A 24,626-nucleotide genomic window follows, 5' to 3' on the forward strand; every position below is an offset into this window, starting at 1 on the left:
AAACCCTGTTACTGAGGAGCCGGATGCGTGAATTGCGCACGTCCGGATCTGTGGGAGGCCGGCCCAGGTAACTGGCCGGTCGACCCGACTTATTACTACGCTGCTCAGTTGAGTAAACGCTGAACCCCGTGGCGAGGGAGCTTGCTCCCGCTGGGCTGCGCAGCAGCCCCTCTTCATCCATCGAGCAACCGCTCACGCCAGCCATATGAAGCCTTGTCAGTAAAGCCCGACAGACACCGCCAACAAAGCGTCGCCAGCCCACGTCGCCTTGCGCCTTTGCCTACAACTACGCCAGAATCCGCCGGCTTGTGCGCCTTTGGTTACGTCGGTAGTTTGGGACCTGTCACTGCTCATCAGTGATCGGGTTTAGTCGCCCGCCGTAGCTAAGTCGCTCAAGCGTCCGTCAGTCAGGTATCCCCATCCCTGCACTCGATGGTGGCTGTGCGCAGGGCGCCTCCGGGCGCGCCGATTTCTTAGCTCGTCGGTCGACTAACCTGCGTACAGCTGCCTCCCAATCGTTTAGTCGCGAACGGGTCGTAGCCTCAACCAAAAGAGAGCTAGGACCATGGTCAAAATTACACCGAATCCCCCAGTTACCGACGAGCACGTCTCCCGTGCTCAGTCTGCGCGCAATAAGAAGATCGACGACGCTGCCACGCGGGCGTTGGATTACTACCTGAAGCCTAAGCCAAAGAGCGAAACGTCTGACAAGCCCGACTCCATTTTTCGGATTGATCCGGGGATTGATTCTGAGTGTTTACTTGCGAATCTCAGTGAGAACCTGGCTTCGGCGAATGCGATGATCAGTGATCTTGCGTTCGATCTGGATGGCTCGCGAAGGCGGGTTGCGTTGGGGATTTTGCAGGTGATCGAGGTGAGTGAGCTGTTGGCGAATCGGGCGTTGGATATTGTTGAGGTGAGGTAGCCGAGGCGTTCGTCTCGGTAGAGGAAAGGTCTTGCGCAGCAGACCTTTCCTGCCGCCTGACGGGAGCATCAAAGCACACCGGGCTTTGATGTGAGCTGGAGTGATGACTCGGAACTTGCGGCTGTCACCTTGCATCGGTTGGCGCTGGAGCAAGCTGTGATGTAAACAGGAATTACTGAGTCATGCTTTGCATTAAATGAGTGGCCTGAAAAGCTCGTGGCGTACTGCCTGTTATTTTTCGAAATGCCGCCACATAAGCGGCTGCACTTGCAAACTGTAGAGTGTGCGCAACCGATTTTACGGACCGATTCGATGCTAGCAAATCCAGTGAGGCGACGATGCGCGCTCGTTGGTGCCAGGTGCGATAGTTCAAGCCAACTTCCGCGCTAAAGCGCCGCGTAAAAGTGCGTTCGGACATGGCCGCACGATACGCAATTTCAGATATCGGCCAATGCCACTGATTGCCTGAAATCAGTTCCATCAATGCCGTGCGCAGCCGGTCGTCAGTCGGCATCGGTAAATGTGTCGGCAGGCAGGCTGCTTCACGCAATGCATGCAGCAGTAAATGCACCATCAGGTCGCGCATTTCATCTTCGCGCGGCTGCTCGAACAAACCCAGTACCAACTCCTTGATCAGCGTGGATGCCACAACTGCGTGCACCTCGTGGCAGCGCGCGAAGTCGGTGATTTGGGTGAATAGCGCCGGTTGGAAATACACCGTTCGCATTTCAACATCCGACAGGATCTGAATGGCATGCGGTTGATGTGGCGGTATCCACAACGCGCGTTGCGGCGGAATCGTCCAGCGACTCAGGTGGGTCTCAACCAACATGATGCCGCTCAACGCAAACACCAGTTGCCCGGTCTGGTGCTCGTGCGAAGGCAATACAGCGCCACGCTCATGCCGCTTCGCCAATAGACGAAACTCGGCGGGCTCGCGATGGCGTTTCAGCGATGTATTTTGGCCGATGGAGTCTGACATGCCAAACATACTATAGGACTCTGACTACTTGAATCGAGGCCATCATGCATCGTGACTCTGATCTTGTTCACCTAGGCCGTACCAGTGCTGCAGCGGTTCATGCGGTCAACCCGCCCTTGGTACGTGCGTCAACGGTCGTGTTTGAAACGCTGGAGCAATACCGGCAGTCGTACCAGAGCAGGGTCTTTGAATCCTCACGTTATGGGCGTTCCGGCACAGTGACCGCGTTTGAGTTGCAGGAGGCCATGGCGAGAATTGCAAATGCCGAAACTTGTATCGCCACTTCCAGCGGTTTGAACGCCATCACCGCCGTGTTAGGCGCACATGCGGGACCGGGGAAACATATTTTGGTCTACGACGGCGTGTATGGTCCGACCCGTATATTTTGCGAGCAATCGCTGACAACACTCGGCACGCGGGTCAGCTTCTTCAATGACGGTGCCGAAGCAAGACGACTGATCAATGACGATACGAGCCTTGTGTTCATCGAAGTGCCTTCGTCGTTGACGATGCAGATGCTGGACATCACGCAAGTTTGCGCGGCGGCGCACGAACGGTGCATACCGGTTGCCTGCGATTCAACATGGGGCTCACCGATGTATTTCAACGCCCATGCGTTGGGGATCGATATTTCGATTCATTCGGCGACCAAGTTCATCAACGGTCACTCAGACGTCATCCTCGGTCTGATTACCGGCACTTACTCAGCGTTGGAAACGACACGCCAATGGTGTGACCGCTACGGCTCGCATGCTTCCCCGGATGCTTGCTGGCTCACCTTGCGCGGGTTGAGAACCCTTGCCGTGCGCATGCCCCGGCACCAAGCCAGCGCAATCGAAGTGGCTCAATGGTTGTGTAGACATCCGAAGGTCAAATGCATGATGTTTCCAGTGTTGGCATCCGATCCCGGGCATGCACTTTGGAAAAGGCAGTTCTCCGGTGGCGCGGGGCCCTTTACCTTCGAATTGCAACCGTGCAACGAAGCCGCATTTGAACGCTTCATCAATGCCTTGAAACTGTTTGGTCTAGGTACCAGTTGGGGCGGCTATGAAAGCTTGGTGATACCAGCAATTCCATACGCGTTGCGCTCGGTCAAGACGCTGCCTGACGAGGGGCGACTGGTTCGTCTGCACATAGGGCTCGAACACGCGCCGGACCTGTGTGCAGATCTGGCTCATGCGTTTGATCAGATGGATGAATGAACCTGGTAGCTCCTTCGCGGCGATCGCGCTGGCAATCGCGAAAGCGATGCAGAAGAGCGTTTCCGGGTTGCTCCCATCCGCCGCTTCGTTTCGTGGGTTTCGGTTAGCCTACTGCCTATCGCTGCGATGAGAGGTTGTCCATAGATTATCTGCGTAGGAGTGTGTTTTGCCTGTTGGATCAGCAACCCCGCAGCGTGGGAACGAGCGCTGCGGTTCATAGAATATCTTTCACATAACCATTGAGCGCGATGAGCGGAGCATAAAGATCATCCATTTTCTGCACTGCGTTGAAGTCCGCAGCCAAACGATGCAGCTCCCGCCCCAGCACCGTATCCACCCCACCAACCGCCCCCAACGCTAAACCCAGGCATCGGCTGATTTCGCCCTGAATCCCAGCCAAGTCCCCCCGCCGTATCAACAACTCAAAAACCTCGCGGTCGCAACTGCCCATCAAAGGATCATCCCGCAGGATCGGGCTGTGGCCTTCTGTCTCATAAGCCAGCTTGAGGGAGTAGAGAGCGACCGTTTCCAGCAGCAATTCCATGGGGGAAATCCTTTTTGACTGGGTGAGGAGGGAGTGGTAGCTCGAAGCATCAGTGGGTGCAGTGACATTTTTGTGAGCGCTACGCGCTCAAGCGGGAGCAAGCTCCCTCGCCACGGGTTCTTCCTCTCCATGAGGTTCGGTATCGGGCCGCTTCGCGACCCAGCGGGGATAAATCCCCTCGCCACAAAAGCGGGATGGTGGCGTCGATAATGGGCAAGCCACTTTCCTACAGACGAAAAAAAAGACCTTGAATTTCAAGGTCTTTCTTTAAGATGGTGCCCCGAGGGAGACTCGAACTCCCACTCCTTTCGAAAACGGATTTTGAATCCGCCGCGTCTACCAATTCCGCCATCAGGGCTCAATGGCGGCGAAGTATAGAGAGGTGCCTACCGTTGGTCAATCACGTTTCATGGTGAATTTTTAATAATTCCGCTAGACTTTCCGGCCCTGCTAGACGAACCCCATCATGCGTGTTGCTGACTTTACCTTCGAACTCCCGGATTCGCTGATCGCTCGCCACCCTCTGGCTGAGCGTCGCGCCAGTCGACTGTTGACCCTGGACGGGGTCAGCGGTGCCATGGCTCACCGTCAATTCACTGATTTGCTTGAGCATTTGCGCCCAGGCGATTTGATGGTGTTCAACAATACCCGCGTCATTCCGGCGCGTTTGTTTGGCCAGAAGGCCTCCGGCGGCAAGCTGGAGATTCTGGTGGAGCGGGTTCTGGATAGCCATCGCGTGCTGGCCCATGTGCGGTCGAGCAAGTCGCCCAAGCCTGGCTCGTCGATCTTGATCGATGGCGGCGGTGAGGCGCGGATGGTGGCGCGGCATGATGCGTTGTTCGAGCTGGAATTTGCCGAAGAGGTGTTGCCGCTGCTCGACCGTGTCGGGCACATGCCGTTGCCTCCTTATATAGACCGCCCGGACGAAGGTTCGGATCGCGAGCGTTATCAGACCGTGTACGCCGAGCGCCTGGGGGCGGTGGCGGCGCCGACGGCGGGGCTGCATTTTGATCAGCCGTTGCTGGAGGCGATTGCGGCCAAGGGCGTGGAGACGGCGTTCGTGACGCTGCACGTCGGCGCGGGGACGTTCCAGCCGGTGCGCGTGGAGCGCATCGAAGATCACCACATGCACAACGAATGGCTGGAAGTCAGCCAGGAAGTGGTCGACGCCGTGGCGGCCTGTCGCGCGCGCGGTGGGCGGGTGGTGGCGGTGGGGACCACCAGCGTGCGCTCCCTGGAAAGCGCTGCGCGCGATGGTGTGCTCAAGCCGTTCAGTGGCGACACCGATATCTTTATCTACCCGGGCCGGCCGTTTCATGTGGTCGATGCCTTGGTCACCAACTTTCATTTGCCCGAATCCACGCTGTTGATGCTGGTTTCGGCGTTCGCCGGTTATCCCGAAGCCATGGCCGCCTACAAGGCCGCCGTCGAGCATGGATACCGCTTTTTCAGCTACGGTGATGCGATGTTCATCACCCGTAACCCCGCGCCACGCGGGCCCGAGGAAACAGTATGAGTCGCACCTGTCGCATGTCCTTCGAGTTGCTAGCCACCGATGGCAAGGCTCGTCGCGGTCGTCTGACCTTCCCCCGCGGAACCGTGGAAACCCCTGCGTTCATGCCGGTGGGCACCTACGGCACGGTCAAGGGCATGCTGCCGCGTGACATCGAGGCGATTGGCGCCGAGATCATCCTCGGCAACACTTTCCACCTGTGGCTGCGCCCGGGCATGGAAGTGATCAAGGCCCACGGCGACCTGCACGATTTCATGCAGTGGAAAGGCCCGATCCTGACGGACTCCGGCGGCTTTCAGGTGTTTAGCTTGGGTGCGATGCGCAAGATCAAGGAGGAGGGCGTGACCTTCGCTTCTCCGGTGGACGGTTCCAAGGTGTTCATGGGGCCGGAAGAGTCGATGCAAGTGCAGCGCGACCTGGGCTCGGACATCGTGATGATTTTCGACGAATGCACGCCGTACCCGGCCGATGAAGACGTGGCGCGGGTGTCCATGGAACTGTCGTTGCGCTGGGCCCAGCGCTCGAAGAATGCCCATGGCGAAAATACCGCGGCGCTGTTCGGCATTGTCCAGGGCGGCATGCACGAAGATTTGCGCAAGCGCTCGCTGGAAGGCCTGGACAAGATCGGCTTCGACGGCCTGGCGATTGGCGGCCTGTCGGTGGGCGAACCCAAGCACGAAATGATCAAGGTGCTTGATTACCTGCCGGGCCTGATGCCGGCTGACAAACCTCGTTACCTTATGGGCGTTGGCAAACCGGAAGATCTGGTTGAGGGTGTGCGCCGCGGGGTGGACATGTTCGATTGCGTGATGCCAACCCGTAATGCCCGCAATGGGCATCTGTTCATCGACACCGGTGTGCTGAAGATCCGTAACGCGTTCCATCGCCATGATGATTCGCCGCTCGATCCGACGTGCGATTGCTACACCTGCCAGAACTTCTCTCGCGCTTACCTGCATCATTTGGACAAGTGCGGCGAAATGCTCGGCAGCATGCTCAATACCATCCACAATTTGCGCCATTATCAGGTGCTTATGGCTGGTTTGCGCGAGGCTATCCAACAGGGTACATTGGCCGCCTTTGTCGAGGCCTTCTATGCCAAGCGCGGGTTGCCTGTTCCGCCTTTGGACTAAGTTTTCCGATCCCTAGATTCAATACTTGCAACTGGAGTGCTAAATGAGCTTTTTTATCTCTAACGCCATGGCTGATGCCGCTGCACCCGCAGCCGCGCCTATGGGTGGCGGTTTCGAGTGGATTTTCCTGGTCGGCTTCCTGGTCATCTTCTACCTGATGATCTGGCGTCCACAGGCCAAGCGCGCCAAAGAGCAGAAGAACCTGCTCAGCAGCCTGCAAAAAGGTGATGAAGTGGTCACCACCGGCGGCATCGCTGGCAAGATCACTAAAGTGGCTGATGACTTCGTGGTACTGGAAGTGTCGGACACTGTTGAAATGAAGTTCCAGAAGGGCGCCATCGCGGCCACGCTGCCAAAAGGCACGCTGAAAGCGATCTAAGTAACAACTTCTCTTCAATCGACGGGGCGCGCAAGGCGCCCCGCGTCATAAGCGGGCGGCGTGATGCTGAACAAATACCCTCTGTGGAAATATTTACTGATCCTGGCGGTGCTGGCGGTCGGTGTGATTTATTCCGCTCCCAATCTATACCCGGATGACCCGGCCATTCAGGTCAGTGGCGCAAGCACTGCGCTGCAGGTCACCCAGGCCGATCTGGACCGTGCGAGCGCTGCGCTCAAGGCGTCCAATATCGAGGTCAAGGCTGCGTCCATCGCCGAAAACGGCAAGGGCGGCCTGTTGCGCCTCGTCAAGTCTGAAGACCAGTTGCCAGCCAAGGACGTGGTGCGCAAGGCCTTGGGCGACGATTACGTTGTGGCCCTGAACCTGGCACAGACCACCCCGCAGTGGCTGCGTAATCTTGGCGCGCACCCGATGAAGCTGGGCCTGGACTTGTCCGGTGGTGTGCACTTCCTGCTGGAAGTGGACATGGAAAAAGCCCTCGACGCACGCCTGAAAGTCTACGAAGGCGACGTCAAGAGCCTGCTGCGTAAAGAGCGCCTGCGTTATCGCAGCCTGCCGCAGTTCGAAGGCGCCATTCAGCTGGGCTTCAGCGATGAAGATGCCCGCGAACAGGCCCGTGCGCTGATCCGCAAGAATTTCAACGATTTCGACATTGTGCCGGCCGACCTCAATGGTCAGGCGGTGCTGCGTCTGGCGATGACCCCGGCCAAGCTGGCGGAAATCCGCGAATACTCCATCAAGCAGAACTTGACCACGGTGCGTAACCGCGTCAACGAGCTGGGTGTGGCCGAGCCGATCGTGCAGCGCCAGGGCGCCAACCGTATCGTGGTTGAGCTGCCAGGTGTACAGGACACCGCCGAAGCCAAGCGTATCCTCGGCAAAACCGCCAACCTAGAATTCCGCCTGGCCGCTGAGCCGGGTGCTTCCAAGGCCACTTCCGAGAGCTTTGAGTTCCGTGAAGGCGGTCGTCCGGCGGCGCAGATCGAGCGTGGCCTGATCATCACCGGTGACCAGGTAACCGACGCCCAGGCGGGCTTCGACGAGCAAGGTCGCCCACAGGTGAACATTCGCCTTGACGGTCACGGCGGCGAACTGATGAGCCGCGCCACGCGCAGCAACGTCGGTCGCAGCATGGCGGTGATCTTCATCGAGCAGAAGCCGACCACCACTTACACCAAGCAAGTGGTCAACGGTGTCGAGAAGGACGTACCGGTCCAGACCTTCAAGGAAGAGAAGAAGATCATCAGCCTGGCGACCATCCAGTCGCCACTGGGCAGCCAGTTCCGCATCACCGGCCTGAACGGCCAGGGGGAATCTTCGGAACTGGCCTTGCTGTTGCGTGCTGGCGGCCTGGCCGCGCCGATGTACTTCGCTGAAGAGCGCACCATTGGCCCGAGCCTGGGTGCCGATAACATCACCAAGGGTGTCGATGCGTCGCTATGGGGCATGCTGTTTGTGTCGCTGTTCATCATCGCCATCTACCGCTTCTTCGGCGTGATCGCTACGGTTGCGCTGGCGGTGAACATGGTGCTGCTGCTGGCCCTGATGTCCTTGCTGGGCGCCACCCTGACCCTGCCGGGTATCGCCGGTATCGTCTTGACCATGGGCATGGCTGTGGACGCCAACGTGCTGATCTTCTCGCGGATACGTGAAGAGATCGCCGCTGGCATGTCGATCCAGCGGGCGATCAACGAAGGCTTCGGCCGAGCATTCACGGCGATCCTCGACTCCAACCTGACCACGTTGCTGGTCGGCGGGATTCTCTTTGCCATGGGCACCGGCCCGGTGAAGGGCTTCGCAGTGACCATGTCCCTCGGGATCTTTACCTCGATGTTCACAGCCATCATGGTGACCCGCGCAATGGTCAACCTGATCTTTGGCGGTCGTGACTTCAAGAAGTTGTGGATTTAAGGGGCTGCCATGTTACGTACAATCAACTTCATGGGCGTTCGCAACATTGCGTTCGGCGTCACATTGTTCCTTACCGTCCTGGCGTTGTTCAGCTGGGCCACCAAGGGCCTGAACTATGGCCTGGACTTCACCGGCGGTACGCTCATCGAGCTGACCTACGAGCGTCCGGCGGACGTTGGCAAGGTGCGCGAGCAACTGATGACGTCGGGTTATACCGACGCAGTTGTACAGAGCTTCGGCGCAACGACCGACTTGTTGGTGCGTATGCCAGGTGAAGACCCGCAATTGGGTCATCAGGTAGCCGAAGCCTTGCAGAAGGCTGGCGGCGACAACCCGGCCCAGGTCAAGCGCGTCGAATTCGTCGGCCCGCAGGTGGGTGAAGAGCTGCGCGACCAGGGCGGCCTCGGCATGCTGTTGGCGCTGGGCGGTGTGATGCTCTACCTGGCTTTCCGCTTCCAGTGGAAATTCGCGGTGGGCGCGATTGTCTCGCTGATCCACGACGTGATCGTGACCGTGGGCATTCTGTCGTTCTTCCAGATCACCTTCGACTTGACGGTGCTGGCGGCGGTGTTGGCGATCATCGGTTACTCGCTCAACGACACCATCGTTGTGTTCGACCGGGTGCGTGAAAACTTCCGTGTGCTGCGCAAGGCCTCGCTGATCGAGAATATCAACATCTCGACCACCCAGACCCTGCTGCGGACCATGGCAACGTCGATCTCGACCTTGCTGGCAATTGCTGCGCTGCTGTTCTTTGGCGGCGACAACCTGTTCGGCTTCTCCATCGCGCTGTTCATCGGTGTGATGGCGGGTACCTACTCGTCGATCTACATCGCCAACGTGGTGCTGATCTGGTTGAACCTGAGCTCCGAGGATCTGATTCCTCCAGCGGCCACCGAGACCGAGGTGGACGACCGCCCGTAAGGCTCGGTTTTCCGTCCGTCACAGCTGAAAAGGCGCGAGTTGAACTCGCGCCTTTTTTTGTGCTCCAAGGCTGGGAGAAGCGCGGATTAATCCGCATGTGATGGCCTGGAGGTTCAAGTGAACAAATCGATGCTGGTTGGTGCGGTATTGGGTGCTGTCGGTGTGACTGCCGGTGGTGCGGTCGCGACCTACAGCTTGGTAAAGAGTGGCCCCGAGTATGCGCAAGTACTGGCCGTGGAACCGGTCAAGACCCAAATCAAGACCCCGCGTGAAGTGTGCAAGGACGTCACCGTGACTCGGCAGAAGCCGGTCCAGGATCAACACCAGATCGCCGGCACCGTGCTGGGCGCCGTGGCCGGTGGCCTGTTGGGCAACCAGATCGGTGGCGGCAACGGCAAGAAAATCGCCACCGTGGCGGGTGCGGCCGGCGGCGGTTATGCCGGTAACAAGATTCAGGAAGGCATGCAGGAACGCGACACCTATACCACCACCCAAACTCGCTGCAACACGGTCAATGACATCAGCGACAAGGTTGTGGGCTACGACGTTCGCTATATGCTCGACGGCAAAGAAGGCAAAGTCCGCATGGACCGCGACCCGGGCAACCAGATCCCAGTCAGCAAGGAAGGCCAGCTGATCCTGGGTCAGAACGAACCGGCTCAGTGATCCAACCGCTATGAAAAAGCACCCTCCGGGTGCTTTTTTTTTCGCCCGATTTTTATGCCCCGCCCCTATATCCAGGCGTAATTCATCGTGGCGAGGGAGCTTGCTCCCGCTGGGCTGCGCAGCTGCCCCAGGATCTTGCGGTCGCTGCGCAGCCGAGCGGGAGCAAGCTCCCTCGCCACAGTGTCCACCTATGAGTTGAGTGGTGTGAGGCATGCATAAAAAAGCACTCCGAAGAGTGCTTTTTTTATAGCTGAACTGCTTAACGCTTCAACGAAGCCGGCAAATGCGGCTGGATGGCGGTGAGCACAGCCTTGAAGCATTTGGTGTTGCCGGCAACGATGTGGCCTTTTTCAAGGAAGTCGTGACCGCCGGTGAAGTCGCTCACCAAGCCGCCGGCTTCCTGGATCAGCAGGGCACCTGCCGCCATGTCCCACTCGGACAGGCCCGACTCCCAGAACGCATCGAAACGACCAGCAGCGACGTAAGCCAGGTCCAGGCTCGCGGCACCGGCGCGGCGGATGCCGGCGGTCTGGCCGACCAGGGCGCGGAACATGCCCAAGTAGTTGTCCAGGTTGTCCATCTGGTCGTCACGGAACGGGAAGCCGGTACCCAGCAAGGCGCCGTCCAGGCTGGTGCGGCCGCTGACGCGCAGGCGACGACCGTTCAGTTGGGCGCCGCGACCACGGCTAGCGGTGAATTCTTCCTGGCGAACCGGGTCCAGCACGACGGCGTGTTCCAGGCGACCACGGTATTTGCAGGCGATGCTGACAGCGAAGTGAGGGATGCCGCGCAGGAAGTTGGTGGTGCCATCCAGCGGATCGATGATCCACAGGTACTCTTCGCCCTCGATGCCAGTGCCGGCGTGCATGCCGGTCTCTTCACCGAGGATAGAGTGGTTGGGGTAAGCCTTGCGCAGGGCGTCGACGATCTTCTGTTCGGCGGCGCGATCGACCTCGGACACGTAGTCCTTGGCGTCTTTTTCATCGACCTTGATGGTATCCAGGCGCTCGATGGAGCGGAAGATCAGTTCACTGGCGCTGCGGGCGGCGCGCAGCGCGATATTCAGCATGGGCTGCATGGATGTGTCACCTAAGGTTGTTAAAGAAAGCCGCGCATTCTATCAGAAAGTTTTCTCAGGAGAAGGTTGGTGTTCGCTTTCATAGCTTAACGGTAGGTGCTTAGGTAAGATTTGCTCCCTTTTAAGTGTTCGAGAGCGCCTCCCTTGTTGCAGAACATTCGTGTCGTCCTGGTCAATACCAGCCATCCGGGGAACATCGGCGGAGCTGCGCGGGCCATGAAGAACATGGGCCTGTCGCGGCTGGTGCTGGTCGAGCCTCGCTCGTTTCCCCATCACGAAGCCGATGCCCGGGCGTCCGGCGCCGGCGATGTCCTGGCCAATGCCCAGGTCGTCGCCACGCTGGAAGATGCCCTTGTGGGGTGCAACCTGGTGCTCGGCACCAGCGCCCGTGATCGCCGCATTCCCTGGCCGCTGCTCGACCCTCGCGAGTGCGGCACCAAAGTGGTCGAGGAAGCCGCGCAGGGCGCTGAAATCGCCCTGGTGTTCGGTCGTGAAGATTCCGGCCTGACCAATGAAGAGCTGCAGCGATGTCACTTTCACGTGCATATCCCCTCCGATCCCGAATTCAGCTCGCTGAACCTCGGCGCGGCGGTGCAGGTGTTGAGCTATGAAGTGCGCATGGCCTGGCTGAAAGCCGAAGGCCAGCCAAGCAAGGTGGAAAAATACGAGGCGACGTCGCCGCGCAGTGAGACACTGGCGACCATGGACGAGCTGGAGCGGTTCTATGAACACCTGGAGCAGACCCTGGTGGACATCGAATTCCTCGACCCGGACAAGCCTCGGCACTTGATGGCGCGCCTGCGTCGGTTGTACGGACGAAGCTCGGTGAGCCGGGCGGAAATGAATATATTGCGCGGCATCCTCACGGAAACCCAGAAAGCGGCCCGTGGCGAGCTGATTAAGCGGAAGGAATAAAATGTTCGAACGTTTGCGTGAAGATATCCAGAGCGTTTTCCATCGTGACCCAGCGGCGCGCAATGCTTTTGAAGTGCTGACCTGCTACCCGGGCATGCACGCCATCTGGATCCATCGCTTGTCCAGCGCCTTGTGGAGCATGGGTTGGAAATGGTTGGCGCGGCTGGTCTCGAACTTCGGGCGCTGGTTGACCGGCATTGAGATCCATCCGGGCGCCAAGGTCGGTCGCCGGTTCTTCATCGACCACGGCATGGGCATCGTCATCGGCGAAACCGCCGAGATTGGCAACGATGTCACGCTGTACCAAGGCGTGACCCTCGGCGGCACCAGCTGGAACAAAGGCAAGCGCCACCCGACGCTGGAAGACGGCGTCGTCGTCGGTGCCGGCGCCAAGGTGCTCGGGCCGTTCACGGTGGGCGCGGGGGCGAAAGTCGGCTCCAACGCCGTGGTAACCAAGGCCGTGCCCCCCGGCGCGACCGTGGTCGGCATTCCAGGTCGGATCATCGTCAAGTCTGACGAGGAGCAGGACGCGCGGCGCAAAGCCATGGCCGAGAAAATCGGCTTCGACGCCTACGGTGTCGGCGAAGACATGCCCGACCCGGTGGCCCGCGCCATCAACCAGTTGCTCGATCACCTGCAGGCGGTGGACGGGCGCCTGGAGGGGATGTGCGGCGCCCTCAAGGACCTCGGCAGTAATTATTGTGCCAAGGACCTGCCTGAACTGCGCGAAGAAGATTTCGCCTGCGTGAAGGACAAGGACGAAACCCGCGCCAGCTGATCTCATCGCGGTATCGCTGGCCGCCACAGGCCAGCCTTTGCTATGATGCGCGCGCTCTTTTGCGGGTAAACCCGAGTAAAGCACTAGGTCTTATACTTGACTTAAATACTCGGGAATTGCATACTCGCCCCCATTCCGAACTCCGTGGTAATTGTCCATGCGACTGACTACAAAAGGCCGATACGCCGTGACCGCGATGCTCGATCTGGCATTGCATGCGCAGCACGGGCCGGTGTCCCTGGCCGATATCTCCGAGCGCCAGGGCATCTCCCTGTCATACCTCGAACAGTTGTTTGCCAAGCTGCGCCGCAGCAACCTGGTTTCCAGCGTTCGTGGCCCCGGTGGCGGCTATCAGCTGTCGCGGGAGATGCAAGGCATCCAGGTCGCCCAGGTGATCGATGCCGTGAACGAATCGGTCGATGCGACCAAATGCCAGGGCCTTGGCGACTGCCATGGCGGCGATACTTGCCTGACCCATCATCTGTGGTGCGACTTGAGCCTGCAGATTCACGAATTTCTGAGTGGTATCAGCTTGGCCGACCTTGTAACTCGCCGTGAGGTGCAAGAAGTGGCCCAGCGTCAGGACCAGCGCCGTTGCAACAGCAAGTCGCTGCACCTGGACAAGATTGAAGCGTCCGCCGTCGAATGACCGCCGCAGAGCACGCGGAACGCCAGCCAGCCTGATTTAGGAGAGAGTCCATGAAATTGCCGATTTACCTTGATTACTCAGCGACCACCCCGGTTGATCCGCGTGTTGCGCAAAAAATGAGTGAATGCCTGCTGGTCGACGGAAACTTTGGCAACCCGGCGTCCCGTTCCCACGTATTTGGCTGGAAGGCTGAAGAGTCGGTCGAAAACGCCCGTCGCCAGGTCGCCGACCTGGTCAACGCCGACCCGCGTGAAATCGTCTGGACCTCCGGTGCCACCGAATCCGACAACCTGGCAATCAAAGGTGTCGCGCATTTCTACCACACCAAGGGCAAGCACCTGATCACCTCCAAGATCGAGCACAAGGCTGTCCTGGACACCATGCGCCAACTGGAGCGTGAAGGCTTCGAAGTCACCTACATCGAGCCAGGCGAAGACGGCATCATCACCCCGGACATGATCGAAGCTGCACTGCGCGACGACACCATCCTGGTCTCGATCATGCACGTGAACAACGAAATCGGCACCGTCAACGACATCGCCGCCATCGGCGAACTGACCCGTTCCAAGGGTGTCCTGTTCCACGTCGACGGCGCGCAGTCCACCGGCAAGGTCGACATCGACCTGTCGAAGCTGAAAGTTGACCTGATGTCGTTCTCCGCCCACAAAACCTACGGCCCTAAAGGCATCGGCGCGCTGTACGTGAGCCGCAAGCCGCGTGTTCGCATCGAAGCGACCATGCACGGCGGCGGTCACGAGCGCGGCATGCGTTCGGGCACCCTGGCGACCCACCAGATCGTCGGCATGGGCGAAGCCTTCCGCGTGGCCAAGGAAGACATGGCTGCCGAGAACGTGCGCATCAAGGCCCTGAGCGACCGTTTCTTCAAGCAGGTCGAGCACCTCGAAGAACTCTACGTCAACGGCAGCCTGACCGCCCGCGTCCCGCACAACCTGAACCTGAGCTTCAACTACGTTGAAGGCGAGTCGCTGATCATGGCGCTCAAGGATCTGGCCGTGTCATCCGGTTCGGCGTGCACCTCGGCGTCCCTCGAGCCTTCGTACGTACTGCGTGCCCTGGGCCGCAACGACGAACTGGCGCACAGCTCGATCCGCTTTACCTTCGGCCGTTTCACTACCGAAGAAGAAATCGATTACGCCGCGCAGAAAGTCTGCGAGGCCGTTACCAAGCTGCGCGCTTTGTCGCCGCTGTGGGATATGTACAAAGACGGCGTCGACATTTCGAAAATCGAATGGGCGGCGCACTGAGAAGTCGCCACCAGAGCGGCTCCACTGATGAGGATTAAAGCAAATGGCATATAGCGAAAAGGTCATCGACCACTACGAGAACCCGCGCAACGTCGGCAAGATGGACGCGCAGGATCCTGACGTCGGCACCGGCATGGTCGGCGCTCCGGCGTGCGGCGACGTCATGCGCCTGCAGATCAAGGTCAACGAGCAAGGCATCATCGAAGACGCCAAGTTCAAGACCTACGGCTGCGGTTCGGCCATCGCGTCCAGCTCCCTCGCCACCGAGTGGATGAAGGGCAAGACCCTCGATGAAGCCGAAACCATCAAGAACACCCAGCTGGCCGAAGAACTGGCCCTGCCGCCAGTGAAGATCCACTGCTCGGTACTCGCCGAAGACGCCATCAAGGCCGCCGTTCGCGATTACAAGCAGAAGAAAGGCTTGATCTGATCCGCGTTACGGTAAGGAGTTTTCCATGGCTATCCAGATGACAGAAGCGGCAGCTAACCATATCCAGCGTTCTCTTGCGGGGCGCGGCAAGGGCGAAGGTATCCGCCTGGGTGTTCGCACCACGGGCTGTTCTGGCCTCGCCTATGTACTGGAATTCGTCGACGAAGTCGGTGAAGACGACAAGGTATTCGAAAGTCATGGTCAGAAAGTGATCATCGACCCGAAGAGCCTGACGTACCTGGACGGCACCGAGCTGGATTTCGTCAAGGAAGGGTTAAACGAAGGCTTCAAGTTCAACAACCCCAACGTGCGCGGTGAATGTGGCTGCGGCGAAAGCTTCAACATCTGAGGCAGCTTGTGGGTACTCCTTGTCATTTTGCGTTGTTCCAGTTGCAGCCTGCTTTCCAGCTGGATCTCGATCAGTTGTCCGCGCGTTACCTTGAGCTGGCCCGTGGCGTCCATCCCGACCGTTTTGCCGATGCCTCCGAGGCGGAACAGCGGCGGGCGCTCGAGCAGTCGGCGAACCTCAACGAGGCTTACCAGACGCTCAAGCACCCGGCCAAGCGCGCGCGCTACCTGCTCGCCATCAGCGGTCATGAGCTGCCTCTGGAGGTCACGGTCCACGATCCCGAGTTCCTGTTGCAGCAGATGCAATGGCGTGAGGAGCTTGAAGACCTGCAGGACAGCGCCGACCTGGCCGGAGTCGCGGTATTCAAGCGTCGCTTGAAGGACGCCCAGCAGGAACTCAACGAAAGCTTCGCAGCCTGCTGGAACGATGCCGCGCAACGCGAACAGGCCGAACGCCTGATGCGGCGCATGCAGTTCCTTGACAAGCTCACCTACGAAGTGCGCCAGCTCGAAGAGCGCCTCGACGATTAACCCAGTGCCGCTTCGGTCGCACGCCTGATTACAGATAAGTCCTGATTACGATGGCCCTACTGCAGATCGCCGAACCCGGCCAAAGTCCACAACCGCACCAGCGTCGCCTGGCTGTCGGGATCGACTTGGGTACTACCAATTCCCTGGTCGCTGCCTTGCGCAGCGGTCTTTCCGAACCGCTGGCCGACGAGCAGGGGCAGGTGATCTTGCCGTCTGCCGTCCGCTATCACGCCGATCGCGTCGAAGTGGGCGAGTCGGCCAAGCTGGCCGCCGCCACCGATCCCTTGAACACCATTGTCTCGGTCAAGCGCTTGATGGGTCGTGGTCTCTCCGACGTCAAGCAATTGGGCGATCAGCTGCCGTACCGCTTCGTCGGTGGCGAATCGCACATGCCGTTCATCGAAACCGTGCAGGGCCCGAAAAGCCCGGTCGAGGTTTCCGCCGACATCCTCAAGGTCCTGCGCCAGCGTGCCGAAGCGGCGTTGGGTGGTGAGCTGGTGGGGGCGGTCATCACCGTCCCGGCCTATTTCGATGACGCCCAGCGCCAGGCCACCAAGGACGCGGCCAAGCTCGCGGGCCTAAATGTGCTGCGCCTGCTCAACGAACCGACCGCCGCGGCGGTCGCGTACGGCTTGGACCAGCATGCCGAAGGCTTGGTCGCCATCTACGACCTGGGCGGCGGCACCTTCGATATTTCGATTCTGCGCCTGACCGGCGGTGTCTTCGAAGTCCTGGCCACCGGCGGCGATAGTGCCTTGGGCGGCGATGACTTCGACCACGCCATCGCTGGCTGGATCATCGAGCAGGCGAGCCTGTCCGCCGACCTCGATCCGGGTGCGCAACGCCACCTGCTGCAAACCGCCTGCGCGGCCAAGGAAGCCTTGACCGGCGCTGCCTCCGTTGAAGTTGCCTATGGCGAGTGGAAATCCACGCTGACCCGCGAAGCCTTCAATGCCCTGATCGAGCCCATGGTTGCCCGCAGCCTCAAGGCCTGCCGCCGTGCCGTGCGTGATTCCGGCGTAGAGCTCGAAAACGTCAAGGCCGTGGTCATGGTTGGCGGTTCGACCCGTGTGCCTCGGGTTCGCGAAGCCGTTGCCGAGGCTTTTGGTCGCGAGCCGCTGACCGAAATCGATCCGGATCAGGTGGTCGCCATCGGCGCCGCGATCCAGGCCGATACCCTGGCCGGCAACAAGCGCGACGGCGGCGAACTGCTGCTGCTCGACGTGATCCCGTTGTCCCTGGGCCTGGAAACCATGGGCGGCCTGATGGAGAAGGTGATTCCACGCAACACCACCATCCCGGTTGCCCGCGCCCAGGACTTCACCACCTACAAAGACGGCCAGTCGGCCATGATGATTCACGTGCTGCAAGGCGAGCGTGAGCTGATTAGCGACTGCCGTTCCCTGGCCCGCTTCGAATTGCGCGGCATCCCGGCCATGGTTGCTGGTGCGGCGAAGATCCGCGTGACCTTCCAGGTTGATGCCGACGGCTTGCTCAACGTCTCCGCCCGCGAGCTGGGTTCGGGCGTCGAGGCGAGCATCCAGGTCAAGCCGTCCTATGGACTGACCGACGGCGAGATCGCCAAGATGCTCAAGGATTCCTTCCAGCACGCCAGCGACGACAAGGTCGCCCGCGTATTGCGCGAACAGCAGGTCGACGGCCAGCGCTTGATCGAAGCTGTGCAGGCTGCCCTTGAGGCTGACGGCGACCGCTTGCTCGATGCTGAAGAGCGCATGGTCATCGAAATGCAGATGCAAGAACTCTCCGAATTGATCAAGGGCACCGATGGTTATGCCATTGAGCAGCAGACCAAGCGTCTGTCGCACGTCACCGATGCCTTTGCTGCCCGCCGCCTGGACTCGACGGTGAAAGCCGCCCTGGCGGGGCGCAACCTGAATGAAATCGAGGAATAACTGATGCCGCAGATCATTTTTCTGCCACACGCCGAGCATTGCCCGGACGGTATGGTGGTAGAGGCCGAAACCGGCAAGTCCCTGCTTGAAGTGGCCCATGACAACCACATCGAGATCGAGAGCGCCTGCGGCGGCGTGTGTGCCTGCACCACGTGCCATTGCATCATTCGCGAAGGTTTCGACTCGCTGAACGAGGCCGATGAGCTGGAAGAGGACTATCTTGATCGGGCCTGGGGCCTGGAGCCGACGTCGCGCCTGACCTGTCAGGCGAAGGTCGGGACAGAAGACCTGGTCGTGGAAATACCGAAATACTCGCTCAACCACGCCGCCGAAGCGCCGCACTGATTCAGGGAGCTACAATGAGTCTGAAATGGGTTGATGTACTGGAAATCGCCATCCAGCTGGTTGAATCCAAACCAGATGTAGACCCCCGTTACGTGAACTTCGTCGATCTGCACAAATGGGTGCTGGCATTGCCGGAGTTCAGCGATGATCCGACCCGTGGTGGTGAGAAGGTGCTTGAAGCCATTCAAGCGGCCTGGATCGAAGAGGCAGACTGATTCTGCACTGTACGCAGTTAGGCAATACCCAAGAACCCGCGTATAATTCGCGGGTTTAATTTTTCGCAAATTACCGTTTCTGGAGTTACACCATGGCTGTTCAACGTACTTTCTCCATCATCAAGCCTGACGCCGTTGCTAAAAACGTGATCGGCAAGATCGTTACCCGTTTCGAAGACGCTGGCCTGCGCGTTGTAGCTTCGAAAATGAAGCAACTGTCCAAAGCCGAAGCCGAAGGCTTCTACGCTGAGCACAGCGAGCGCGGTTTCTTCGGTGAACTGGTTGCCTTCATGACTTCCGGTCCGGTTGTCGTTCAGGTGCTGGAAGGCGAAAATGCCATCGCTCGCAACCGTGAGCTGATGGGCGCTACCAACCCTAAAGAAGCTGCTGCCGGCACCATCCGTGCTGACTTCGCCGAGTCCATCGACGCCAACGCCGTCCACGGTTCGGACTCCGAAGCCGCCGCTGCTCGCGAAATCGCTTACTTTTTCGCTGCTACTGAAGTAACCGCTCGCTAAGCATTGGCTTAAGAGTGAAGGTGAATCCATGACTACATCGACTGTTAAAACCAATCTGCTGGGGCTGACCCAGCCGGAAATGGAGAAATTCTTCGACTCGATCGGGGAGAAGCGTTTCCGTGCCGGTCAGGTGATGAAATGGATTCACCACTTTGGCGTCGACGACTTCGACGCCATGACGAATGTCAGCAAGGCCCTACGCGAAAAGCTCAAGGCTGTTGCCGAGATTCGCGGCCCCGAAGTGGTCAGCGAGGACATCTCCAGCGACGGTACCCGTAAATGGGTGGTGCGCGTGGCGTCCGGCAGCTGCGTCGAGACCGTCTACATTCCCCAGGGCAAGCGCGGCACCTTGTGCGTTTCGTCCCAGGCAGGCTGTGCCCTGGATTGCAGTTTCTGCTCCACCGGCAAGCAAGGCTTCAATAGCAACCTCACCGCCGCCGAAGTGATCGGCCAGGTGTGGATTGCCAACAAATCCTTTGGCAGCGTCCCGGCAACCGTCGACCGTGCCATCACCAACGTGGTGATGATGGGCATGGGTGAGCCGCTGTTGAACTTCGACAACGTCGTTTCCGCCATGCACCTGATGATGGACGACCTGGGCTACGGCATCTCCAAGCGCCGCGTGACCCTGTCCACCTCCGGCGTGGTGCCGATGATCGATGAGCTGGCCAAGCACATCGACGTCTCCCTGGCGCTGTCGCTGCACGCACCCAATGACGCATTGCGTAACCAATTGGTACCGATCAACAAGAAGTATCCGCTTAAGATGCTGCTCGAGTCGTGCCAGCGCTACATGTCGTCCCTGGGCGAAAAACGCGTGCTGACCATCGAGTACACCTTGCTCAAGGACGTGAACGACAAGGTTGAACACGCCGTCGAGATGATTGAGCTGCTCAAGAACATCCCGTGCAAGATCAACCTGATCCCGTTCAACCCGTTCCCGCATTCCGGCTACGAGCGCCCTAGCAATAACGCGATTCGTCGCTTCCAGGATCAGCTTCACCACGCTGGCTTCAACGTCACCGTGCGCACCACTCGTGGCGAAGACATCGACGCCGCGTGTGGCCAGTTGGTAGGACAGGTGCTGGATCGCACCCGTCGCAGCGAACGCTACATTGCCGTGCGCGAATTGAACGCCGCCGACGATGCAGTGCAAAACGCTGCGAACAGTCACTAAGAGAGGAACTCTATGTCCCTGCGCTTTGCGCTGCTGTTGCTGTTGGCCGGCCTTTGTTCCGGTTGTGTGCTGTCGGGTGACTACAACCCGATGAAGACCAGCAAGGGCCGCGACGAAGCGCGCGAAGCCTATGTGCAGTTGGGCATCGGCTATTTGCAACAGGGCATGACCGAGCGGGCCAAGGTGCCCCTAAAGAAAGCCCTGGAGCTGGACGGCAGCGATGCCGATGCCAACGCGGCGCTGGCCTTGGTGTTCCAGGCGGAGATGGAGCCGGAACTGGCCGACGAGCATTTTCGCAAGGCGCTGTCGGCCCGGCCGCAAGATGCCCGATTCCTGAACAACTACGGCAGCTTCCTTTACGAGCAGGCGCGTTACAAGGAGGCCTACGAACGCTTCGAGCAAGCGGCCGCCGATACCCTTTATCCCGAACGTTCACGGGTTTTTGAAAACCTTGGCATGACCGCCGCGAAACTTGGCCAGCGCGACCTGGCCCGCCAGCAGCTTGAAAAGGCACTGCGACTCAACCGCCAGCAGCCGCGCGCATTGCTGGAAATGGCTGAGTTGTCTTACGAAGACAGGCATTATGTGCCCGCGCGTGACTATTACGAGCGTTTTAGCCTGCTGAGCGAGCAAAATGCACGTAGTCTATTGCTCGGCGTTCGGCTGGCACATGTGTTCGAAGATCGTGACAAGGCCGCAAGCTATGGCCTGCAACTCAAAAGACTCTATCCCGGTACGCCGGAATATCAGCAATACCTGTCGGAGCAATGATGAAAGCGGCGCATCCCGAAGTTGTAGCAGCGACTCGCGTAAATCCCGGTGAGACCCTGCGTCAAGCCCGCGAAAGCAATGGTTGGTCGCTGGCCGAAGTGGCCCTCAAGCTCAATCTCACCGTGACTTCCCTGGGCAATCTGGAAGCTGGCGCGTTCGACAAATTGCCTGGGCACACCTTTGCCCGGGGCTACATCCGCGCTTATGCCAAATTGCTCGGCATGGACCAGACCGTGCTGGTCCAGCAATTCGATCAATACACCGGTTCCGACGCCCAGGGCAGCAGCGTGCACAGCCTGGGTCGTATCGAAGAGCCGGTGCGTGTTTCCCACACCATTTTGCGAATCGTCAGCCTGTTGCTGCTGATTGCGGTGATTGGTGGCGGTTTCGTCTGGTGGCAGGACCAGGCGTCCTTGCGCACCAAGGAACCGGTCGCGATGAACCCTGAACACGTCGAAGTCGAAGGCGCCGACGGCACCACCCAGATCCATCCGTTGGACGAGCCGGAAGACCAGGCTGTCGTAGAAGCGCAAGCCGAAGGCGAAACCGCCCTGGCGTTGCCTCAGGACCAGGACGGCACCGAGGCCGATGCCGCCGCTGGCACCGAGCCGACCGCTCCATCGGTTCCCGCGCCTACGCCTGCGCCTGCCGCACCGACGACTCCAGCCCATGCTGGCACCGCACCGGCAACTCCGGCCCCGACGCTGGCCGCGCCAGCGCCAACCGTGGCTACGCCGACGGCTCCCGCTGCCCCGACGGTTCCGGCAACCGCGGCCGCTCCGGCACCGGGTGACGGCCAGGTACAGATCCAGTTCACCGCCGATTGCTGGACTCAGGTCACCGACGGCAACGGCAAGGTGCTGTTCAGTGGCCTCAAGCGCAAGGGCGACAGCACTTCCATCAACGGCAAGCCTCCGTTTGCCGTACGCCTGGGCTATGCCCGTGGCGCGCAGGTCAGCTACAACGGCCAGCCGGTCGACGTGGCTCCGTTCACCAGTGGCGAGACCGCTCGCCTGAAGTTGGGTCAATAAGTCATGCACGGCGAATCTTTAATCAAGCGTCGCGAATCCCGGAAGATCTGGGTCGGTAACGTGCCCGTGGGCGGCGATGCGCCAATCGCTGTGCAGAGCATGACCAACAGCGATACCAACGACGTAGCCGCCACCGTTGCGCAGATCAATCGCCTGGAAGCCGCCGGTGTCGACATCGTGCGGGTTTCGGTGCCGGACATGGACGCCGCCGAGGCGTTCGGCAAGATCAAGCAATTGGTCAAGGTGCCGTTGGTGGCCGACATTCATTTCGATTACCGCATCGCTTTGCGCGTAGCCGAGCTGGGCGTCGACTGCCTGCGCATCAATCCTGGCAACATCGGTCGCGAAGACCGCGTGCGGGCAGTGGTGGATGCCGCCCGTGACCGTGGCATCCCGATCCGCATCGGTGTCAACGCCGGTTCCCTGGAAAAGGATCTGCAAAAGAAATACGGCGAACCGACCCCGGCCGCTTTGGTTGAATCGGCCCTGCGCCACGTCGAGCACCTGGAACGCCTGAATTTCCCGGATTTCAAGGTCAGCGTGAAGGCGTCCGATGTGTTCATGGCCGTCGAAGCCTACCGCCTGCTGGCCAAGGAAATCGTCCAGCCGCTGCACCTGGGCATCACTGAAGCCGGTGGGTTGCGTTCGGGTACGGTGAAATCCGCCGTCGGCCTCGGTATGCTGCTTGCCGAAGGGATTGGCGATACCATCCGCATCTCGTTGGCGGCGGACCCGGTCGAGGAAGTGAAAGTCGGCTACGACATCCTCAAATCCTTGCACCTGCGTTCCCGCGGTATCAACTTCATCGCCTGCCCGAGTTGCTCGCGGCAGAACTTCGATGTGGTCAAGACCATGAACGAGCTGGAAGGGCGCCTTGAAGACTTGCTGGTGCCGCTGGATGTCGCGGTGATCGGCTGCGTGGTCAACGGGCCGGGCGAAGCCAAGGAGGCCCATATCGGCCTGACTGGCGGTACGCCGAACCTGATTTACATCGACGGCAAACCGTCGCAGAAACTGACGAATGACAATCTGGTGGATGAGCTGGAACGGCTGATCCGCCAGAAAGCGGCCGAAAAGGTCGAAGCCGACGCAGCGGTCATCGCGCGCGGTTAAGTCGAAAGATTAAGGAATACATGTGAGCAAGTCTCTGCAAGCCATTCGTGGCATGAACGACATCCTGCCCGAGCAGACGCCCCTGTGGCGCTATTTCGAGGGCACCGTGGCGCGCCTGCTGGATAACTACGGTTATCGGCAGATCCGCATGCCCATCGTCGAATTCACCGAGCTGTTCAAGCGCTCCATCGGCGAAGTCACCGACATCGTCGAGAAAGAGATGTACACCTTCGACGACCGCAACGGCGATTCGCTGACCCTGCGCCCGGAAGGCACCGCGGCATGCGTGCGTGCGGTGCTTGAACACGGCATCACCGGTGGCGGCCAGGTGCAGAAACTCTGGTACGTCGGCCCGATGTTCCGTCACGAACGTCCGCAGAAAGGCCGTTATCGCCAGTTCCACCAGATCGGCCTGGAAGTGTTCAACCTGGAAGGTCCGGACATCGACGCCGAGCTGATCGTCATGACCTGGCGCCTGTGGGGAGAGCTGGGGCTGCGCGATGCGGTCAAGCTTGAGCTCAACAGCCTGGGCACCAGCGAGTCCCGTGGCCGTTACCGCGAAGCGTTGGTGGAGTTTCTTTCCGGGCACGTGGACAAGCTGGACGAAGACAGCCAACGCCGCCTGAAGACCAATCCACTGCGGGTGCTGGACACCAAGAATCCGGAAACCCAGGCGATCCTGGTCGATGCGCCGAAAATGGCCGACTACCTCGACGACGAATCCCGTGCGCACTTCGAAGGGCTGAAGGCGCGCCTGGACGCCGTTGGCATTCCTTACGTGATCAACCCCAAGTTGGTTCGTGGCCTGGATTACTACAGCAAGACCGTATTTGAATGGGTCACCGACAAGCTCGGCGCCCAGGGCACCGTGTGCGCCGGCGGCCGCTACGACGGGCTGGTGGAACAGATGGGCGGCAAGCCGACGCCGGGCGTGGGTTTTGCCATGGGCATCGAGCGCCTGGTGCTGATGCTTGAAGCACTGGACAAGGTGCCTGAAGAGCTTGCCCGCCAGATTGACGTCTACCTGTGCGCCTTCGGCGAGGCCGCCGAACTGGCAGCCCTGGCCCTGAGCGAACGGGTCCGCGACCAGTTGCCCAATCTGCGCCTGCAGATCAATGCCGGCGGCGGCAGTTTCAAAAGCCAGTTCAAGAAGGCCGACAAGAGCGGTGCGTTGTACGCATTGATCCTCGGTGACGACGAACTGGCCCAACAAGTGGTAGGTTTCAAACCCCTGCGTGGCCAGGGCGAACAACAAAGCATTGCCTGGGATGCGCTTGCTGCACACCTGGCCACCTGCGTCGTGCAGGGTTGAAGCTGTCAAACAGCCGATTTAGCGATTAAGGAGTATT

27 protein-coding genes and 1 tRNA gene are annotated in these 24,626 nt (G+C 59.8%); 24 read left to right on the plus strand and 4 right to left on the minus strand.

Features of this window, described 5'->3' with window-relative positions:
• The first annotated feature begins 565 nt into the window (after positions 1 to 565).
• Positions 566 to 925, plus strand: coding sequence for a DUF6124 family protein (locus tag HU806_RS09140; protein WP_186611081.1), 360 nt, complete (start codon positions 566 to 568; stop codon positions 923 to 925).
• 172 nt (positions 926 to 1,097) lie between these two features.
• On the opposite strand, the gene HU806_RS09145 is transcribed toward HU806_RS09140, so the two are convergent.
• Positions 1,098 to 1,907 (minus strand): helix-turn-helix domain-containing protein, encoded by an 810-nt coding sequence (locus HU806_RS09145; protein ID WP_186611082.1) that lies wholly within the window; start codon positions 1,905 to 1,907, stop codon positions 1,098 to 1,100.
• A gap of 44 nt (positions 1,908 to 1,951) precedes the next feature.
• Between HU806_RS09145 and HU806_RS09150 the strand changes: the two genes are divergently transcribed.
• Entirely contained in the window at positions 1,952 to 3,109 is a 1,158-nt protein-coding gene (locus tag HU806_RS09150; protein ID WP_186611083.1) for a trans-sulfuration enzyme family protein, read from the plus strand.
• A 214-nt stretch (positions 3,110 to 3,323) separates the two neighbouring features.
• On the opposite strand, the gene HU806_RS09155 is transcribed toward HU806_RS09150, so the two are convergent.
• Both HU806_RS09155 and HU806_RS09160 read right to left on the minus strand, forming a co-directional pair.
• Positions 3,324 to 3,653: a hypothetical protein gene (locus HU806_RS09155; protein ID WP_186611084.1), complete on the minus strand. Its 330-nt coding sequence runs from the start codon at positions 3,651 to 3,653 to the stop codon at positions 3,324 to 3,326.
• A gap of 273 nt (positions 3,654 to 3,926) precedes the next feature.
• Positions 3,927 to 4,011, minus strand: a tRNA-Leu gene (locus HU806_RS09160).
• 108 nt (positions 4,012 to 4,119) lie between these two features.
• Here HU806_RS09160 and queA point away from each other — a divergent pair.
• From queA to HU806_RS09190, 6 genes are all read left to right on the plus strand, one after another.
• Positions 4,120 to 5,169 (plus strand): tRNA preQ1(34) S-adenosylmethionine ribosyltransferase-isomerase QueA, encoded by a 1,050-nt coding sequence (gene queA / locus HU806_RS09165; protein WP_018607457.1) that lies wholly within the window; start codon positions 4,120 to 4,122, stop codon positions 5,167 to 5,169.
• 14 nt (positions 5,170 to 5,183) lie between these two features.
• Positions 5,184 to 6,299, plus strand: a complete 1,116-nt coding sequence (tgt, locus tag HU806_RS09170; RefSeq protein ID WP_186611257.1) for a tRNA guanosine(34) transglycosylase Tgt — start codon at positions 5,184 to 5,186, stop codon at positions 6,297 to 6,299.
• Between the two features lie 43 nt (positions 6,300 to 6,342).
• A complete protein-coding gene (yajC, locus tag HU806_RS09175; RefSeq protein WP_007956696.1) occupies positions 6,343 to 6,678 on the plus strand; it encodes a preprotein translocase subunit YajC in 336 nt (111 codons plus the stop codon).
• A gap of 63 nt (positions 6,679 to 6,741) precedes the next feature.
• Positions 6,742 to 8,610 carry a protein translocase subunit SecD gene (secD, locus tag HU806_RS09180; RefSeq protein ID WP_186611085.1) on the plus strand — a complete coding sequence of 623 codons (1,869 nt, stop codon included), beginning with the start codon at positions 6,742 to 6,744 and terminating at the stop codon, positions 8,608 to 8,610.
• A 9-nt stretch (positions 8,611 to 8,619) separates the two neighbouring features.
• Positions 8,620 to 9,534 carry a protein translocase subunit SecF gene (secF, locus tag HU806_RS09185; RefSeq protein WP_186611086.1) on the plus strand — a complete coding sequence of 305 codons (915 nt, stop codon included), beginning with the start codon at positions 8,620 to 8,622 and terminating at the stop codon, positions 9,532 to 9,534.
• A gap of 117 nt (positions 9,535 to 9,651) precedes the next feature.
• On the plus strand, positions 9,652 to 10,200 hold the full coding sequence (locus tag HU806_RS09190; protein ID WP_018607449.1) for a glycine zipper 2TM domain-containing protein: 549 nt from the start codon (positions 9,652 to 9,654) through the stop codon (positions 10,198 to 10,200).
• Positions 10,201 to 10,459: 259 nt separating this feature from the next.
• Here HU806_RS09190 and suhB read toward each other — a convergent pair whose 3' ends face one another.
• Positions 10,460 to 11,278 carry a type III secretion system regulator SuhB gene (gene suhB, locus HU806_RS09195; RefSeq protein ID WP_003185165.1) on the minus strand — a complete coding sequence of 273 codons (819 nt, stop codon included), beginning with the start codon at positions 11,276 to 11,278 and terminating at the stop codon, positions 10,460 to 10,462.
• A gap of 144 nt (positions 11,279 to 11,422) precedes the next feature.
• On the opposite strand from suhB, the gene trmJ reads away from it, so the two are divergent.
• From trmJ to hisS, 16 genes are all read left to right on the plus strand, one after another.
• A complete protein-coding gene (gene trmJ / locus HU806_RS09200) occupies positions 11,423 to 12,193 on the plus strand; it encodes a tRNA (cytosine(32)/uridine(32)-2'-O)-methyltransferase TrmJ (protein WP_186611087.1) in 771 nt (256 codons plus the stop codon).
• A 1-nt stretch (position 12,194) separates the two neighbouring features.
• Positions 12,195 to 12,971 (plus strand): serine O-acetyltransferase, encoded by a 777-nt coding sequence (cysE, locus tag HU806_RS09205; protein WP_186611088.1) that lies wholly within the window; start codon positions 12,195 to 12,197, stop codon positions 12,969 to 12,971.
• 157 nt (positions 12,972 to 13,128) lie between these two features.
• On the plus strand, positions 13,129 to 13,620 hold the full coding sequence (iscR, locus tag HU806_RS09210; RefSeq protein WP_039592124.1) for a Fe-S cluster assembly transcriptional regulator IscR: 492 nt from the start codon (positions 13,129 to 13,131) through the stop codon (positions 13,618 to 13,620).
• Positions 13,621 to 13,670: 50 nt separating this feature from the next.
• Positions 13,671 to 14,885, plus strand: a complete 1,215-nt coding sequence (locus HU806_RS09215; protein WP_186611089.1) for an IscS subfamily cysteine desulfurase — start codon at positions 13,671 to 13,673, stop codon at positions 14,883 to 14,885.
• Positions 14,886 to 14,928: 43 nt separating this feature from the next.
• On the plus strand, positions 14,929 to 15,315 hold the full coding sequence (iscU, locus tag HU806_RS09220; RefSeq protein ID WP_003185157.1) for a Fe-S cluster assembly scaffold IscU: 387 nt from the start codon (positions 14,929 to 14,931) through the stop codon (positions 15,313 to 15,315).
• Positions 15,316 to 15,340: 25 nt separating this feature from the next.
• Complete coding sequence (gene iscA / locus HU806_RS09225; RefSeq protein ID WP_186611090.1) at positions 15,341 to 15,664, plus strand: iron-sulfur cluster assembly protein IscA; 324 nt, start codon at positions 15,341 to 15,343, stop codon at positions 15,662 to 15,664.
• 8 nt (positions 15,665 to 15,672) lie between these two features.
• Positions 15,673 to 16,194 carry a co-chaperone HscB gene (hscB, locus tag HU806_RS09230; RefSeq protein ID WP_003185153.1) on the plus strand — a complete coding sequence of 174 codons (522 nt, stop codon included), beginning with the start codon at positions 15,673 to 15,675 and terminating at the stop codon, positions 16,192 to 16,194.
• Positions 16,195 to 16,244: 50 nt separating this feature from the next.
• Positions 16,245 to 18,107: a Fe-S protein assembly chaperone HscA gene (gene hscA / locus HU806_RS09235; RefSeq protein ID WP_186611091.1), complete on the plus strand. Its 1,863-nt coding sequence runs from the start codon at positions 16,245 to 16,247 to the stop codon at positions 18,105 to 18,107.
• Between the two features lie 3 nt (positions 18,108 to 18,110).
• On the plus strand, positions 18,111 to 18,452 hold the full coding sequence (fdx, locus tag HU806_RS09240; RefSeq protein WP_042727996.1) for an ISC system 2Fe-2S type ferredoxin: 342 nt from the start codon (positions 18,111 to 18,113) through the stop codon (positions 18,450 to 18,452).
• Between the two features lie 14 nt (positions 18,453 to 18,466).
• Positions 18,467 to 18,667: a Fe-S cluster assembly protein IscX gene (iscX, locus tag HU806_RS09245; RefSeq protein ID WP_025212006.1), complete on the plus strand. Its 201-nt coding sequence runs from the start codon at positions 18,467 to 18,469 to the stop codon at positions 18,665 to 18,667.
• Between the two features lie 92 nt (positions 18,668 to 18,759).
• Positions 18,760 to 19,185 (plus strand): nucleoside-diphosphate kinase, encoded by a 426-nt coding sequence (gene ndk, locus HU806_RS09250; protein WP_003185145.1) that lies wholly within the window; start codon positions 18,760 to 18,762, stop codon positions 19,183 to 19,185.
• A gap of 28 nt (positions 19,186 to 19,213) precedes the next feature.
• Entirely contained in the window at positions 19,214 to 20,362 is a 1,149-nt protein-coding gene (rlmN, locus tag HU806_RS09255; protein ID WP_186611092.1) for a dual-specificity RNA methyltransferase RlmN, read from the plus strand.
• Between the two features lie 12 nt (positions 20,363 to 20,374).
• The gene (pilW, locus tag HU806_RS09260) at positions 20,375 to 21,133 is read left to right on the plus strand and encodes a type IV pilus biogenesis/stability protein PilW (RefSeq protein ID WP_186611093.1); all 759 of its coding nucleotides are present in this window, start codon (positions 20,375 to 20,377) and stop codon (positions 21,131 to 21,133) included.
• A complete protein-coding gene (locus HU806_RS09265) occupies positions 21,133 to 22,164 on the plus strand; it encodes a RodZ domain-containing protein (RefSeq protein ID WP_186611094.1) in 1,032 nt (343 codons plus the stop codon). Before pilW ends, HU806_RS09265 begins: the two co-directional genes overlap by 1 nt.
• 3 nt (positions 22,165 to 22,167) lie before the next feature.
• A complete protein-coding gene (gene ispG / locus HU806_RS09270; RefSeq protein ID WP_186611095.1) occupies positions 22,168 to 23,277 on the plus strand; it encodes a flavodoxin-dependent (E)-4-hydroxy-3-methylbut-2-enyl-diphosphate synthase in 1,110 nt (369 codons plus the stop codon).
• Between the two features lie 22 nt (positions 23,278 to 23,299).
• On the plus strand, positions 23,300 to 24,589 hold the full coding sequence (hisS, locus tag HU806_RS09275; protein WP_186611096.1) for a histidine--tRNA ligase: 1,290 nt from the start codon (positions 23,300 to 23,302) through the stop codon (positions 24,587 to 24,589).
• Positions 24,590 to 24,626 lie beyond the last annotated feature (37 nt).

Source organism: Pseudomonas sp. SWRI154, from assembly GCF_014268645.1.
GTDB classification, from domain to species: domain Bacteria; phylum Pseudomonadota; class Gammaproteobacteria; order Pseudomonadales; family Pseudomonadaceae; genus Aquipseudomonas; species Aquipseudomonas marvdashtae.

Bases quoted from the DNA above. Each gene is read 5' to 3' on its own strand.
- iscA (WP_186611090.1), top strand. From the start codon at position 15,341: ATGGCTATCCAGATGACAGAAGCGGCAGCTAACCATATCCAGCGTTCT.
- pilW (WP_186611093.1), top strand. From the start codon at position 20,375: ATGTCCCTGCGCTTTGCGCTGCTGTTGCTGTTGGCCGGCCTTTGTTCC.
- iscX (WP_025212006.1), top strand. From the start codon at position 18,467: ATGAGTCTGAAATGGGTTGATGTACTGGAAATCGCCATCCAGCTGGTT.
- HU806_RS09145 (WP_186611082.1), bottom strand. From the start codon at position 1,907: ATGTCAGACTCCATCGGCCAAAATACATCGCTGAAACGCCATCGCGAG.
- HU806_RS09215 (WP_186611089.1), top strand. From the start codon at position 13,671: ATGAAATTGCCGATTTACCTTGATTACTCAGCGACCACCCCGGTTGAT.
- HU806_RS09140 (WP_186611081.1), top strand. From the start codon at position 566: ATGGTCAAAATTACACCGAATCCCCCAGTTACCGACGAGCACGTCTCC.
- secF (WP_186611086.1), top strand. From the start codon at position 8,620: ATGTTACGTACAATCAACTTCATGGGCGTTCGCAACATTGCGTTCGGC.
- fdx (WP_042727996.1), top strand. From the start codon at position 18,111: ATGCCGCAGATCATTTTTCTGCCACACGCCGAGCATTGCCCGGACGGT.
- ndk (WP_003185145.1), top strand. From the start codon at position 18,760: ATGGCTGTTCAACGTACTTTCTCCATCATCAAGCCTGACGCCGTTGCT.
- suhB (WP_003185165.1), bottom strand. From the start codon at position 11,278: ATGCAGCCCATGCTGAATATCGCGCTGCGCGCCGCCCGCAGCGCCAGT.
- cysE (WP_186611088.1), top strand. From the start codon at position 12,195: ATGTTCGAACGTTTGCGTGAAGATATCCAGAGCGTTTTCCATCGTGAC.
- ispG (WP_186611095.1), top strand. From the start codon at position 22,168: ATGCACGGCGAATCTTTAATCAAGCGTCGCGAATCCCGGAAGATCTGG.
- secD (WP_186611085.1), top strand. From the start codon at position 6,742: ATGCTGAACAAATACCCTCTGTGGAAATATTTACTGATCCTGGCGGTG.
- HU806_RS09265 (WP_186611094.1), top strand. From the start codon at position 21,133: ATGAAAGCGGCGCATCCCGAAGTTGTAGCAGCGACTCGCGTAAATCCC.
- hscA (WP_186611091.1), top strand. From the start codon at position 16,245: ATGGCCCTACTGCAGATCGCCGAACCCGGCCAAAGTCCACAACCGCAC.
- HU806_RS09155 (WP_186611084.1), bottom strand. From the start codon at position 3,653: ATGGAATTGCTGCTGGAAACGGTCGCTCTCTACTCCCTCAAGCTGGCT.
- tgt (WP_186611257.1), top strand. From the start codon at position 5,184: ATGTCCTTCGAGTTGCTAGCCACCGATGGCAAGGCTCGTCGCGGTCGT.
- yajC (WP_007956696.1), top strand. From the start codon at position 6,343: ATGAGCTTTTTTATCTCTAACGCCATGGCTGATGCCGCTGCACCCGCA.
- queA (WP_018607457.1), top strand. From the start codon at position 4,120: ATGCGTGTTGCTGACTTTACCTTCGAACTCCCGGATTCGCTGATCGCT.
- rlmN (WP_186611092.1), top strand. From the start codon at position 19,214: ATGACTACATCGACTGTTAAAACCAATCTGCTGGGGCTGACCCAGCCG.
- iscU (WP_003185157.1), top strand. From the start codon at position 14,929: ATGGCATATAGCGAAAAGGTCATCGACCACTACGAGAACCCGCGCAAC.
- HU806_RS09150 (WP_186611083.1), top strand. From the start codon at position 1,952: ATGCATCGTGACTCTGATCTTGTTCACCTAGGCCGTACCAGTGCTGCA.
- iscR (WP_039592124.1), top strand. From the start codon at position 13,129: ATGCGACTGACTACAAAAGGCCGATACGCCGTGACCGCGATGCTCGAT.